Origin of the sequence: Pseudomonas sp. W4I3 (assembly GCF_030816195.1) — a bacterium.
GTDB lineage: Bacteria > Pseudomonadota > Gammaproteobacteria > Pseudomonadales > Pseudomonadaceae > Aquipseudomonas.
The window spans coordinates 537,135-551,433 of sequence record NZ_JAUSXS010000001.1 but is presented as its reverse complement, the minus strand read 5'-3'; the positions used below and the strand labels follow the sequence as shown (position 1 = coordinate 551,433).

Annotated in this window: 10 protein-coding genes; 2 read left to right on the top strand and 8 right to left on the bottom strand. The window is 61.9% G+C overall.

The window, feature by feature from the left end; translation table 11 throughout:
• Positions 1–10: 10 nt before the first annotated feature.
• The 8 genes from QF045_RS02525 to aspA all read right to left on the bottom strand — a co-directional run bounded on the left by QF045_RS02525 (position 11) and on the right by aspA (position 12,382).
• Positions 11–1,102: a polyamine ABC transporter substrate-binding protein gene (locus tag QF045_RS02525; RefSeq protein ID WP_306490925.1), complete on the bottom strand. Its 1,092-nt coding sequence runs from the start codon at positions 1,100–1,102 to the stop codon at positions 11–13.
• Entirely contained in the window at positions 1,099–2,139 is a 1,041-nt protein-coding gene (locus tag QF045_RS02520; RefSeq protein ID WP_306490924.1) for a histone deacetylase family protein, read from the bottom strand. Before QF045_RS02520 ends, QF045_RS02525 begins: the two co-directional genes overlap by 4 nt.
• 120 nt (positions 2,140–2,259) lie before the next feature.
• Complete coding sequence (locus tag QF045_RS02515) at positions 2,260–3,252, bottom strand: AraC family transcriptional regulator (RefSeq protein WP_306490923.1); 993 nt, start codon at positions 3,250–3,252, stop codon at positions 2,260–2,262.
• A 66-nt stretch (positions 3,253–3,318) separates the two neighbouring features.
• Positions 3,319–6,927, bottom strand: coding sequence for a dermonecrotic toxin domain-containing protein (locus QF045_RS02510; RefSeq protein ID WP_306490922.1), 3,609 nt, complete (start codon positions 6,925–6,927; stop codon positions 3,319–3,321).
• 1 nt (position 6,928) lies between these two features.
• Entirely contained in the window at positions 6,929–7,912 is a 984-nt protein-coding gene (locus QF045_RS02505; RefSeq protein WP_306490921.1) for a hypothetical protein, read from the bottom strand.
• Between the two features lie 108 nt (positions 7,913–8,020).
• Entirely contained in the window at positions 8,021–9,010 is a 990-nt protein-coding gene (locus tag QF045_RS02500; protein WP_306490920.1) for an asparaginase, read from the bottom strand.
• 69 nt (positions 9,011–9,079) lie between these two features.
• Positions 9,080–10,531: a sodium:alanine symporter family protein gene (locus QF045_RS02495; protein ID WP_306490919.1), complete on the bottom strand. Its 1,452-nt coding sequence runs from the start codon at positions 10,529–10,531 to the stop codon at positions 9,080–9,082.
• Between the two features lie 426 nt (positions 10,532–10,957).
• Positions 10,958–12,382: an aspartate ammonia-lyase gene (aspA, locus tag QF045_RS02490; protein WP_017135792.1), complete on the bottom strand. Its 1,425-nt coding sequence runs from the start codon at positions 12,380–12,382 to the stop codon at positions 10,958–10,960.
• Positions 12,383–12,565: 183 nt separating this feature from the next.
• Here aspA and QF045_RS02485 point away from each other — a divergent pair, with 183 nt between their 5' ends.
• On the top strand, positions 12,566–13,474 hold the full coding sequence (locus QF045_RS02485; protein ID WP_306490918.1) for a LysR substrate-binding domain-containing protein: 909 nt from the start codon (positions 12,566–12,568) through the stop codon (positions 13,472–13,474).
• A gap of 331 nt (positions 13,475–13,805) precedes the next feature.
• A complete protein-coding gene (gene purE / locus QF045_RS02480) occupies positions 13,806–14,297 on the top strand; it encodes a 5-(carboxyamino)imidazole ribonucleotide mutase (RefSeq protein ID WP_003195648.1) in 492 nt (163 codons plus the stop codon).
• Positions 14,298–14,299 lie beyond the last annotated feature (2 nt).

Genomic DNA, 14,299 nt, shown 5'->3' with positions numbered 1-14,299 from the left:
GCGCTGCGTCTCAGCGTCCCGATTTGATCTTGCTCCACGCCCGCGTCCTGGCCCGCTCCGCTTCCCGGCCAAGGGGCTTGAGGGTGTAGAGCGTGGCCATGGCCGCGTCGGTGGGGTACAGGTTCGGGTTGTTGCGAATCGCCGGGTCCACGTGTTCGGTCGCGTCTTTGTTCGGGTTGGGGTAGCCGACAAAGTCGCTGATGGGGGCGATCACCTGGGGTTGCAGCAGGTAGTTGATGAAGGTGTAGGCGTCCTGCGGATTCTGCGCGCCTTTGGGGATGGCGAGCATATCGAACCAGATCGGCGCGCCTTCCTTGGGCAGGCGCATGTCGACGGTCACGCCATTCTTGGCTTCCTTGGCCCGGTTGGCAGCCTGGGAGAAGCTGCCTGAATAGCCCACCGCCACACAGATGTCGCCGTTGGCGATATCGGCCATGTACTTGGACGAATGGAAATAGGTGATGTATGGGCGGATCTTCATCAGCAACGCTTCGGCCTTGGCGTAGTCCTTGGGGTTGCTGCTGTTGGGGTCCAGGCCCAGGTGCTGCAGGGCCAGCGGCAGGATTTCCGAGGGCGAGTCCAATAGTGCCACGCCGCACTGCTTGAGCTTGCTGATGTTCTCTTCCTTGAAGATCAGGTCCCAACTGTCCACGGGCGCACTGTCGCCCAGCGCGGCCTTGACCTTGGCCGGGTTGAAGCCGATGAGAATGGTGCCGTACATGTAAGGCACGGCGAATTTATTGCCGGGATCGTTGGCTTCGATCAGCTTCATCAATTTGGGATCGAGGTGGTTCCAATTGGGCAGTTGGCTGCGATCCAGCGGCTGGAAGACGCCAGCCTCGATCTGCTTGGCGAGGAACACGTTGGACGGCACCACAACGTCATAGCCGGCGTTGCCGGTCAGCAGCTTGGCTTCCAGGGCTTCGTTGGTGTCGAAGATGTCGTAGACCAGCTTGATGGCCGGATTCTGCGCCTTGAAATCCTCAAGCGCCTTAGGCGTGATGTAGTCGAACCAGTTGTAAACCTTCAGGGTTTTTTCGTCGGCCTGCACGGCACCGGCCAGCAGGGCCGTGCACAAGGCCAGGGATGTGAGCGTGTTCATTGGGCCGCTACCTCTAGTTCGAAGCCTTCAAGTACGTTGACGGCATTGATGCCGATTTCTTCCACCGCGTAGCCGCCTTCCATCACGAACAGCGTGGGCTTGCCCAGGCGTGCGATGCGGCGGCCCATGGCCAGGTAATCCGGACTGTCGAGCTTGAACTGCGAGATCGGGTCGTCTTTGAACGTGTCCACGCCCAGCGACACCACGATGACGTCGGCGCCATAGCTGTCGATTTCTTGGCAGGCCTCTTCCAGCGCGGCACTCCAGGTGTCCCAGGCCGAACCGGCGGGCAGTGGGTAGTTGAAGTTGAAACCTTCGCCCGCATCGACGCCGCGCTCATCGGCATAGCCCAGGAAAAATGGAAATTCCGCTTCCGGATGGCCGTGGATGGAGGTGAACAGCACATCGCTGCGTTCATAGAAAATCGATTGCGTGCCGTTGCCATGGTGGTAATCCACATCAAGGATCGCCACCTTGCGCCGGCCCTGATCGACAAAGGCCTGGGCGGCAATAGCGGCGTTGTTGAGGTAGCAATAGCCACCCATCAAGTCGCTGGCGGCGTGATGCCCCGGTGGCCGGCACAGCGCAAAGGCACTGTGGGCGCCTTGCTGGATCGCCGCTTGAGCGGTCAGCGCCACTTGCGCGGCACTGTAGGCGGCCTGCCAGGTGCCGGCAGTGATCGGCGCGCCGCCGTCAAAGCTGTAGTAGCCCAACTGGCCGTGCAGACTGGTGGGCAGGATCTGGCGCAGGGTGCGGGCGGGCCAGGTGTAAGGCAGCAAGTCGCCGTCCTGGCCGAAAGCGGTCCAACGCTCCCAGGCCCCCTTGAAGAACGCCAGGTAGTCCGCGCTGTGGACGCGTTCCAGCGGCCCCAGGCCGAAATCGCGAGGCGGCTGCACCGGGCCGAGTGCGCGGTCGTTGACCCGTTGCAGCACGTGATCCGCACGCGAAGGCATTTCGAAGCATGGCATCAGTTGCCCGTCCATCAGCTCACAACGGCCGTGGTGCAGGTGGTGATCGTCTGAATAGATCGTCAGCATCAGTGTTCTCCGCAGGCTCAGGAATGCCTTGCAGTGTCGAGGCAGAAGCGGCACGGGAGAACGGTCGCAGCGGCCAAAAGGGGATCGATATGGCCAAAGAGTCTGTCCATTATTCGCTCATCAGGCGCGGAACTGACTCGGCGTCACGCCGCTCCAGCGCACGAAGGCGTGGCGAAAGCTTGCGGTTTCGCTGAAGCCCAACTGCTCGGCAATCCGATGGATCGTCAGCCCGTCTTGTCCCAGCAACTGTTTGGCCCGGTCGAAGCGCAGTTCATCGAGCATTTCCTGGTAGCTGCAGCCAAGGTCATGCAAATGTCGACGCAAGGTGCGCGCCGAACAGTTCATTTGCTCAGCCAACCCTTCCAGGCCCGGCGCGGCGTGCAACTGCGCCGCGAGCAACTGGCGCACGCGGCCCAGCCATGCCTGGCGCCCGGTGAACTCCAGGTTCTGTTTGCGGCAGCGCTCGGCCATGGCCCGGTGGGTGACCGGGTCGGCCAAAGGCAAGGGTCGAGCGAGCCAGTGCTTGTCGAAGGCGAAGGCGTTGCTGCGCCCGTTGAATTGCAGCGGGCAGTCGAAGGGGTCGGCATAGCGCCGCCAGTACTCGGGCGCAGCGTGCTCGAAACGTGCGCCGAGCAACGGGAGTGGGCACCCTAATAGGTCGTTGCAGATGACCTTGAGCGACACCAGGCAGAACTCGACATTGAACGCCGCCAGCGCCGGGTTTTCCCGATAGTCGCTGGCGGTGAACCAGATCCGCTCGCCGTCTTCTTCAAGGTTCAGCTCGAAAAGTGTTCCCAACAGCGCCGGATAACGCAGCGCCAGGCGCAAAGCGTCACCGAAGGTGGCACTGGTGAGCAGCGCATAGCCGAGTAAACCATAGGACGAAACATGCATGCGCCGGCCCAGTTCCAGGCCGATGTCCCTTCGCAGGGCCACGGCATTGGCGCACACCTGCATCTCCTGGTGAGTCGTGATGCGTGTGTCGGCGCGGCTCAGGTCCGCCGCGCAGATGCCGCTGCCGGCCAGCAGATGCTCATCGGCCAGGCCCTGCGCCTCAAAGGTGGTGAGGATCAGGGACACGGCATTGAGGGTGGTCAGGTGTGAATGGAGCATAGGGGTTTCCACGACAGAGACCACCGCCAGGCAGCAAGTTGTGTGCCGTTGCCCGGCCAGATCAACTTATGGGAAAAATACCCGCTGGGCCTGCGCCAGGCTGATCTCGCTGCTGTAGAACGCTACCCTTTGCGTCTCATCCAGGCCTTTGACGGAATCAGCCGCCGCTCCCAGGCGTTGTTCCGCTACGGTTTTCAGGCGAGCGCTGATGAATGACTTGTTCGGCGTCCAGTGGGTGCTGTAGTGAAAATGCGCATACCAGAGGACTTGGTGGGAGCCGCGCTCACTGATGGCGTATTCATCCAGGTAGTCGGGGGTTTCGCCTTTGATGCGGCGACGGTTGACGGTTTTCTTTATCGTGAGTTGCCCGTTGCGCACCAGCCACTCCAGGGCCGTCATCGTGGGAGGGCTGAGTTTGCTGATTCTTAGTCGATGCTCCTTGGCCTGTCGATTGAGACTATTTATCTCGTCATTGAGCGCCTTGTTGACTGTGGCGGCGGACAGCGTGTTGCTTTCGGTGGCGTTGCTGGCGGTGAGTGCCTCATCGATATCGGCGCTCGCCTGTTCCAGCCGCCTGGCATGCTGATGAAACATCTGCTCCACGCCTATGGCGGTGCGTGACGGTTTGTTGGCATGGGCGGTGGCGCGCAGCTCGAAGGCGGGCAACTGGTCGAGCAGCGTCTGGCCGGCATTGATGCTGGTTTGCAGATCGACGCCAGAGACGGACGTTGAGGTGGGAGGCAGGTGCTCAACCCAGACGCCGGGGGTTTTCTCGTGGAAGGTGGCGACAATCTTTTCCGTCAGCGGTGAGCGGATGTCCACCCAGTCGGTTTCCAGGCCAATCGGAGTCAGACGCTGTTCCCCGATCATGACCCCGTAGTAGCGGGTACTGATGAATTTTTTCTTCGGTCGTGGCGGGGTTGGCGGTGGCGTCGCACGGGTTCGCAACATGTTGCGTTCGTTCGTGAGCAACGCCAGGTTATGACTGCTCTGTTTGTTGAAGGCTTTGATTTGCTCGCGTAGGCGCTGAATCGGCTCAATGAGCGCTTCGTCACTGAACTCTTCGGGAAAGTCCTGCAGGCGCTCGTCGACAAGCTTGAACTGCTCGATCAGGCTGATCAGGCTATCGATCCGTTCGTCCAGACGTGACTCGCTGCGCTCCTCCAGAGTGTCCTGCAAGCATTGGATGGCCAGAACGGCGCGGTCGACGATACTGTCGATCGCCGCCCAGGCCATCGGCGTCGTGGCGACGGTTCTCGGATCCAGGCACAAGTCGCGGGCGACTGTGACGTTCAATGCCTTGAGCATATCGCTGGTGTAGGCGGGCAGCAGGCGCTTGGTATTCCGGATCAGTTCCAACCCCTCGATAGACAGCGTCCGCAATTGGCTGAAGCGCGTGTCGATGTAGTCCAGGTGCTGGATGATCTGCGGACTGAGGTCCGTTATTTTCCGAGCCGTTTCAATCGGCCGCTGCCGAGACGAAGCGGGCTCCTGCTTGATATGCGCCAAAAACTCCTCGAACACGGGGTGGAACTCGGTCTGGGCTTCCCGAAGGCTGGCCGCCTCAAGGTCCAGTTGGGCTTTGACGTAGCCGATAGCCCTTGGCGCATAGTCGGGAGTCGGCGCATGGAGGTGCAGCTCCTTGAGACGCTGCAGCGCGGTTTCATAGTCCTGGCGTTGGCTTCGCAGGGTGTGCAGGTAGTCTTGTCGCCGCGCTTGTGCCGAGGTGGAAGCGGCCTGGTCCATCTCTTGGCGGGCTTTCTGCAGGTCGCCCTGTGCGGTTTTCTTGGCCTTCTCGAATTCGCTCAGTTGCTTGCGCAATGCCTCGGCGCGCTGTTGGGCGCGTGTCTGCGCTTTACGGGCCATAACCATGGGGCCGCCGCCGCGCAGGCCCAGACGGGTATCGACGAACCAGTTGCCCTGGCGATTGGCAACCAACGGTGGCCCGCTACGTCCGGGTTGATACGGGTCGACAACAACGACGCGCTCATCCTCGTCCACCCGCACCTCGAACCAGCGCGTGCCCACTGGGGCGTAGTATTTTTCATCGGCTTGGTAGAGGTGCCTGTAGGGGCCGGCCTCACTGATGGGCTCACCCAGTTCAGCGGGTTTGGTGAGCTTCAATTTGTCCAGCATGGCGTCCAGGTGCTTCGGAAGCTGATTCAATGCGCCACTGGTATGCAGCGACTGGGAATGATCGACGGGCCACTGCTCGTCGCGAATGTCGGCCGCTTCACTCACCAACGGCGGCGGCGCCTTGGGGGGGATGGCTTTGGGCGGCGAGACCTGCTCTGGTTCGGTTTCTTGCTCTGCCGGGCGACCGCGCGAGGTGCCGCGGGTAAGGCTGTGCAACGCAACGGCCAGGCCCAGATTCAGCAGCAGGTCGGCGAAGCGTTCCCAGGTGGCCTGCGTATCGGCATGATCCTGAGCGTCAACGATCGCCTGCAGTTGATCCATCAATTGCCATATCCACGCCCCGGCGCCGACGGCACTGCCGAGAAACGGCAGGGCTGCATTGAAGATCAGCCAGCCGGCGTGCTTGAGCGTTGCCCACCGCGCCTCGGCGTTGGATACGGATTGGCGGTCCGCCAGCGTCACCAGTGCATTGGCATTAGCGTTGAACAATGCTTCGAACGGGTCGCCAGTCAAGGTGCCCTCGCCCAGCGACATCGGCCCGCTCAGGGTCAGCAGTTTCGACGGATCCACCAGAAACTCGACAACCGCCCAGGGCGATGGCAGGGAGCCTGGAAATACGTAGTGGGCGTAGTCATCGCGCACGTCATCGGGCAGCCAGGCCAGCACCGAGTCCCGCAGGCTCGCGGACTGCTGGATCGAATACAGCAGGTTCGCCGGCGAAGGGTACTGCGCCAGTGGCTGGTCGAGCAGGGGACGGTACAGCAAGCAGGGACCTGCGCTCATGTCCCGGGGGCCGATGACAAACATATTCGCCACTACGTCCTGGGACGCGTCGGTGCGGCGCTTGGGGAAAAACGCCAGTGGACGGATAACAATGGCCTGCCCCTCGACTTGACGATCGTTTTCCTCACGCGCCATCACGGCGGCGACATACCGGTAGCCGCGCTCATCCAGGCCAGCCTCGTTGCGTATCTTGAGTTGCAGCGCCAGTAATGGCAGTTGAATACGCAGGTGGCTGGCGTACAACTGCTGGCGTCGGGCTGACTCCTGCTGGTCGCCAAGCAGCATGCTGTTGACCAGGGCAGGGTAGGTGCTGCCGATATCGATGCGGGTAATCAACTCTTGCACGTAGCTGACCGTCAACCAGTCGGGAACGGGCCGGCCATTGCGTTGACGCAGGGTCTTGTTGCCCAGCGGCAGGGCAATCAGGTTTTGCAGCGCCAGTTGCGCCAGGCTGAAAGAGGTGGTTTCGACCTGACCCGGCACGGTGAAGGTGCCCCAGATCACTTGGCTCTGTACTTCGATTTCGAAGGTGTCAAGCGACAGCGTGGCAGCGTTGGCGTGACCGTCGTTGAGCATCTCGGTCTTCAGCTTATCGAGGGCGAATTGTTCGAGGGTGGCGATGCCGTCCTGGTAGGACTTGCCGGCGTTGAGGCTGTGCAGCGCAGAAAGTTCTTTGAGGCGCCGGGAATAGGCGTCAAGGTCCGCAGCGTTGGCTTTTTGCAGCCAGTCGGGCAGCGCGTGTTCAAGCCAGGCCATGTTAGGCGCCTGGCCCGTGGTCTCGCCCGCGTGGACGCGTGGGCATAGGCGCCTGTGTGCCTCGTAGGTCCGAGAAATCGAGGGTGCCGATGGCTTCGATCTGCATCGAAATCAACTCACAGGCTTGCCAGTCAAAAAAGTTGCCCTCGGGCTCGAACAGCCGCCACTGGACTTTCTTGCGCGGGATGGAGGCGTCGAGCAATGCCGGAACCGCCTGGCCGAACTGCTCGCGAGAGGTATATCTCTCGTAGCCGTGTAGCAATGAGTAGGTGAGCACAACCTCGCTACCGTTCTGTTTGCCGATCAGCACCGCGAGGAGGATGTCGTTGACGTGTGTTGTGGTGCCGTCCTCATTGACTTGGTCGATATCCAGCACATACGCATGGGTGTCGTGGCGGTCATCGACACTGCGATCGCTCAGGTCGGTCGCGTGGTACAGCTTGCGTGCCATGACGCAATCGGCATGGCTCCAGCCGGGTACCGTGTCGACATTCCAGACGTCGCGCAATGCGTTGGACAGCCCGCGCCAATTCGGACCGGTATTGCCTTTGGGCTGATTCCAGAAATCCAATTGCAGGGCCTGGTAGCCACGCAGCATCACGGGCGCGAGGTAGTTGATGATGTTGGCAATCTCATCGACGCGCACCGGTAAATGCACGGGCGGTTCGGTGATCGGCTGCTGGGTGAGGAAATGTTCACCCTCGATATACAGGGCCGGGATGGCCTGCACGGCCTGCCTGGCCAGGATGCCGGCCAGTGTCTGGTACTCGACGGCTTGGGTGACAATCTGCTCACCGACAATGTCCCGCTGGGGCGTGCCGATCATGGCGATGTCAGGGTCGATGTCTACGTTGGGATAACGTGCTCGTAGTTGCTCTCGCAACAGGGCGGCGGCAACTTCGCGAAATGAGGGGCCAAGGGACAGCAGGTTCAGCAGGGCGACCGTAGGATCGCGGGTGGTTTTTACTGCGGTGGTCGAGGTCATGATGAGTCCTGATGGGCGCGGCGAGGAAAACAACCCGGGGCCAGGCCTCGGGTGTCACCATGCTAGAAAGCGCTCCATCAGAAGGGGTGGTGCTTAAGTATCCCGGTGTCAGTCCAGTTCGCCGCACAGGTTGACGGCCAGCAGCTGGCGGATCACGTCCGCCGCAAGACCCGCGCCGATCAGCGCGTTGAGTTTGCCCAACGCCGTTTCCCGGGTCATGCCCGCGCCCGAGACAACTCCTGCGCTGCGCAGGCGGCTGCCTGCTTCGTACACATCCAGCTCCACACCACCTTCATGGCATTGGGTGACCGCCACCACCACGATGCCGGCGTCCCGTGCCCGTTCGAGGCTGGCGAGAAACTCGGGGTTGTCGCTCGGCCCGGTGCCGCTGCCGAAACACTCAAGCACCAGCGCCTGAATGCCGCTGCCGAGCAAGCCGTCGAGTTGCGCGGGCGTGATGCCCGGCACCAAGGGCAGTACGCCGATGCAGGCTGGCGCTTTGTCCTGGCGATAATCCAGCGTGCCCGGCACCGATTCGGCACGGGCCACGCCGCCTTGACGCTGCAGGGTGGCGAACGGCTTGCGGCCGAAGCTGCGGATCTTTGCGCAGCGGGTCGGCGCCAGCAGCTCACCGTGGAAGTACAGGTGTACCCCCGACGACAGGCCTTCACCGAGTGCCACGAGGGCGCCGCCGAGGTTTTCCCAGGCGTCGCTGTCCGGTACGCCGGCTGGCAGCATCGAGCCGGTAAACACTACCGGCGCCGGCAAGCCCAGCAGTTGGAAGCTCATGGCGGCGGCGCTGTAGGCCAGGGTGTCGGTACCGTGCAGGATCAGCACCGCATCGCAGCCGGCCTCGACCGCCTCGACCACCGCCACACGCAAGCGTTGCCAGTAAGCCGGGGTCATGTTGGCGCTGTCGATCAGCGGCGCCATTTCGCGAAAGCGCCACGCTGGCACGCGCAGTTGTGGTTGGCTGGCGAGGTAGTCGCTCATCCGCGCTTCAAAGCCCGAAGCGGGCGCCAGGCCGTTGGCGCTGGCCTGCATGCCGATGGTGCCGCCGGTGTAGAGCACCATGACGTTCTGGGCGGGTTGGGTCATTTGATTCTCCTGAACGAAAAACGCCGCGAGGCCCTGAGCATGCCCAAGGCCTCGCGGCGTGTCATCTGCTTAGCGTTGCGCTTGAACGTTGAGTTCAGCAGCGGCCTGCACGGCAGGGTCCGGCTTCACCGGATTCGCCGGCCAGGCCTTGCGGTCCAGGTCCAGGTCAGGAAATTGGCTGGAGTCGAATACCGGGGTCTTGATGCCGGCGGCGCGCTGGTTGTCGTAGTCATTCAGGATGCGCATGGCGATCTTGAACAGGAACGCCAGGGCGAACAGGTTGACGAACGCCAGCATGGTCATGGTGATGTCGGCGAAGGCGAACACGGTGCCCAGGTTCTCGATGGAACCCCAGAAAATCAGCACCAGCACCAGTGCGCGGTAGCCCATCAGCACCTTGCGGTTGTTGCCGACCAGGAAGCGCAGGTTGCTCTCGCCCAAGTAGTAGTTGTACATGATCGAGGTAAACACGAACAACGCCAGGGCCACCGAGATAAACATGCGGCCCCAGTCACCGACTACCGCCGCCAGGGAGTTCTGGGTCAGGGCAATGCCGTCGCCTTCAAAGCCTGGGGTGTAGAAACCGGAGAGCAGGATCAGCAAGGCGGTGCAGGTGCAGATCACGAAGGTGTCGAGGAACACGCTGAACGCCTGCACCACGCCCTGGGCGATCGGGTGTTCCACCGATGCCACGGCTGCCACGTTAGGCGCACTGCCAAGGCCGGCTTCGTTGGCGAACACGCCGCGTTTCACGCCCATGATGATCGCGCTGCCCACCAGGCCACCGAAGGCCTGGTCGAGGCCAAAGGCGCTCTTGACGATGGTGGCGAGCATGGCCGGAACGTGGTCGAACTGCAGCACGATCACGTACAGGGTCACCGCGATGTAGACCAGGGTCTTGACCGGTACCAGCAGGTCGGCGATCGAGGCGATACGCTTGATCCCGCCGATGAACACCAGGCCCAGCAACACGGCCAGCGCAAGGCCGGTGTAGGTGGTGTCGAGGCCGAAGGCGTTATTGAGCGAGTGCGTTACCGCGTGGGCTTGCAAGCCGTTGAAGGCAAAGCCGAAGGTCACCAGCAGCAGGAACGCCATGACCATACCCAGCCAGCGCTTGTGCAGGCCGTGCTGGATGTAATACGCCGGGCCGCCACGGTAGGTGCCTTCGGCATCGGTACGCTTGTACAACTGGCCGAGGGAGCACTCGATGAAGCTCGAAGACATGCCCACCAGCGCGGTGACCCACATCCAGAACACGGCACCCGGGCCACCCAGGGTCACGGCAATGCCGACGCCTGCGATGTTACCGGCGCCGACGCGGCCCGCCAGGCTGAGCATCAGCGCCTGGAACGAACTGAGTTGACCGGAGCTGCTCTTGAGGCTGTCTTTAAACACCGAGAACATGTGGAAAAAGTGGCGCAACTGAACGAAACGCGAGCGAATCGTGAAATAACCACCGAGCCCGACAATGAGCACGATCAGTACTTTCCCTGAGAGGAAGTCGTTGATGACTTCGAGCATGGAGTGTTCCTCGCTGATTTTTCTAATGGCAAACGCAGGACGGTCCGACGCGTCGTATGGCACCAGGCAGTGCACAACGTTTCGACCCCGATCCTTTTGCGGGTGTTGTTATTCATGCGGTTTCGCGTGGTCCCCGGGCCTCGTTACCGACGGCCGCAGACGCGAGAGGGGCGGCACTATACCTAGGCGAACGTGATCCGTCTGCTCGGGCTGATTAAAGGTTTGTAGGAGCGAGGGGGGCGCCTAGCTCTTGCCGTGAAAATGTAACGGTGATGTGTTCCTCCTGGATGAACGCGGTGCCCAGTAGTTTTTCGCGAGCAAGCTCGCTCCTACAGGTAAAAAAAAGGGCCTGAAGAACGAGCCTTCAGGCCCTCAAAAGGTGAGAGGTGTCTAGTCCCTCAACCTGGTGAGCGGTGCAACAAACGCTTAGGCCTTCAACGGGACCAAACGTGGAGCGATCATGTTTTCGGGGCGCAGGATGTCGTCGAGCATGGCGTCGTCGAGCAAGCCTTCTTCACGCACCAGTTCCAGCACGCCGCGGCCGCTTTCAAGGGCGATGCGCGCGATGCGGGTGGCGTTTTCATAGCCGATGTAAGGGTTCAGCGCGGTAACCAGGCCGATGGAGTGTTCCACCAGTTCGCGGCAGCGCGCTTCGTTGGCGGTGATGCCAACGATGCAGTGTTCGCGCAGCATGTCCATGGCGCGTTGCAGCAGACGGATCGAGTCGAAGATCTTGAAAGCGATCAGCGGCTCCATCACGTTCAGTTGCAGCTGGCCGCCTTCGGCTGCCATGGTCAGGGCCAGGTCGTTGCCGATGACCTGGAACGCGACCTGGTTTACCGCTTCCGGGATGACCGGGTTGACCTTGCCGGGCATGATCGAGCTGCCTGGCTGGCGGGCCGGCAGGTTGATCTCGTTGATGCCGGTGCGTGGGCCGCTGGACAGCAGGCGCAGGTCGTTGCAGATCTTCGACAGCTTCACCGCGGTACGCTTGAGCATGCCGGAGAACAGCACGAAGGCGCCCATGTCGGAGGTGGCTTCGATCAAGTCGGCAGCCGGTACCAGCGGCTGGCCGCTGATCAGGGCCAGGCGCTGGACAGCCAGGGCCTGGTAGCGCGGATCGGCATTGATGCCGGTGCCGATGGCGGTGCCGCCCAGGTTCACTTCGGTCAACAGTTCCGGCGCCAATGTTTTCAGGCGGGCCAGGTCTTCACCGAGGGTGGTGGCGAAGGCGCGGAATTCCTGGCCGAGGGTCATCGGCACGGCGTCTTGCAATTGGGTGCGACCCATTTTCAGCACATGCCCGAACTCGACGCCTTTGGCGGCGAATGCCTGGATCAGGCTGTCGAGGCTGGCCAGCAGCGCGTCATGGCCCAGCAGCAGACCCAAACGGATCGCGGTCGGGTAGGCGTCGTTGGTCGACTGCGCCATGTTCACGTCGTTGTTGGGGTGCAGGTACTGGTATTCGCCCTTGTTGTGGCCCATGGCCTCCAACGCGATGTTGGCGATGACTTCGTTGGCATTCATGTTGGTTGAAGTGCCGGCGCCGCCTTGAATCATGTCCACCACGAACTCTTCGTGGAAATCGCCGCGGATCAGGCGGGCACAGGCTTCGCTGATAGCAGCGTGCTTGGCTTCGCTGAGCTGGCCCAACTCGCGGTTGGCGTCAGCAGCGGCTTGCTTGACCATTGCCAGGCCGACCACCAATTTCGGGTAATGCGAAATCGGAACGCCCGAGAGGCGGAAGTTGTTCACCGCTCGCAGGGTCTGGATGCCGTAATACGCTTGAGCCGGTACTTCAAGTACGCCAAGCAGGTCTTTTTCTGTGCGGAATGATGCAGCGGAGGACATGACGGAAATCATCTCGATATGGACCCGGAACTGGCCGGAACGCTGCGAATGCTAGGCGTGTGGAAGTTTTTGGGCCAATGCTGTTAAACACTGGCCTATGCACAAACGGCATAATGTTGATGTGACCCGGTTACCATGACGGGCGTGTGTGCCAAAATGGTGCATTCGGCGTGGGAGGCAGTGATGAACCTTGAAAGCAAATGGCTGGAAGACTTCAGCGCCCTGGCGGCGACGCGCAGTTTTTCCCAGGCGGCGGAGCGGCGCTTTGTCACTCAGCCGGCGTTCAGCCGACGTATTCGCAGCCTGGAAGCGGCGCTGGGGCTGACCTTGGTCAATCGCTCGCGCACACCGGTGGAGCTTACGGCGGCGGGCCAGTTGTTCCTGGTCACCGCGCGTACCGTGGTCGAACAGTTGGGCGAAGTGCTGCGCCACCTGCATCACTTGGAAGGCGGGCAGGGCGAAGTCATGCAAGTGGCAGCGGCGCACTCCCTGGCGCTGGGCTTCTTCCCGCGCTGGATCGCCCAGCTGCGCAACGAGGGCCTGAACATCGCCACGCGGCTGGTCGCCACCAACGTGGGTGACGCCGTTCATGCGCTGCGCGAAGGCGGCTGCGACCTGATGCTGGCGTTCTACGACCCGGACGCGGCGATGCAGATGGACGCCGAGATCTTCCCTTCGCTGCACCTGGGCAACACCGAAATGCTCCCGGTGTGCGCCGCCGATGCCGACGGCAAGCCGCTGTTCGACCTGGAAGGCGAGGGCAGCGTGCCGTTGCTGGCCTACAGTGCGGGTGCGTTCCTGGGGCGTTCGGTGAACCTCTTGCTGCGCCAGCGCGCCTTGCGCTTCACCACCGTGTACGAAACGGCCATGGCCGACAGCCTCAAGAGCATGGCGCTGGAAGGGTTGGGCATTGCCTGGGTGCCACAACTGAGCGTGCGGGCGGAACTGGCCCGGGGCGAATTGGTGGTGTGTGGCGGACCGCAGTGGCACGTGCCGCTGGAGATTCGGCTGTACCGCTGCGCACTGGTGCGCAAGGCTAACGTGCGCTTGCTGTGGCGCAAGCTGGAAGGCGGAGCGGCGCAGAGTACCTGAGCCGAACACAGCTCAAATGTGGGAGGGGGCTTGCTCCCGATAGCGGTGGCTCAGCGACCTATCAGTGCCTGATACACCGCTATCGGGAGCAAGCCCCCTCCCACAGAGTTTTGTAGTGATTTGGCTGACTTGGAAGTCAATAAAACCGCCACTTTGCGCTGCTAGACAGATGGTCATTCCAGGGGCTGTTTATCTGCATTATTACGGTATACTGCGCGGCCTTCGGCCGGTCCAACCGGCCTTAATTCGTACACCAAGCCACGCCGGATTTCCCGCGTGGCTTGTTGTTTTTTGACGCGCCTGCGGGCGCCCAGAGAGAAGAGGCACGACGATGAGTGCATTGGTTGGCGTGATCATGGGCTCCAAGTCCGATTGGTCCACCCTTAGCCACACCGCCGATATGCTGGAAAAACTCGGCATTCCGTACGAAGTGAAGGTGGTCTCCGCCCACCGCACCCCGGACTTGCTGTTCCAGTATGCCGATGAAGCAGAATCCCGTGGCATCGAGGTGATAATCGCCGGTGCCGGCGGTGCGGCGCATTTGCCAGGCATGTGCGCGGCCAAGACTCACCTGCCGGTACTGGGTGTGCCAGTGCAGTCTTCGATGCTCTCGGGCGTGGATTCGCTGTTGTCCATCGTGCAGATGCCTGCCGGCATCCCGGTGGCGACCCTGGCGATCGGCAAGGCCGGCGCGATCAACGCCGCATTGCTGTCCGCCAGCATCCTGGGCGCCAAGCATCCGCAGTTTCATGCGGTGCTGAAAAAATTCCGTGCTGAGCAGACAGACAGCGTGCTGGACAATCCAGACCCACGTATCGCCTGAGG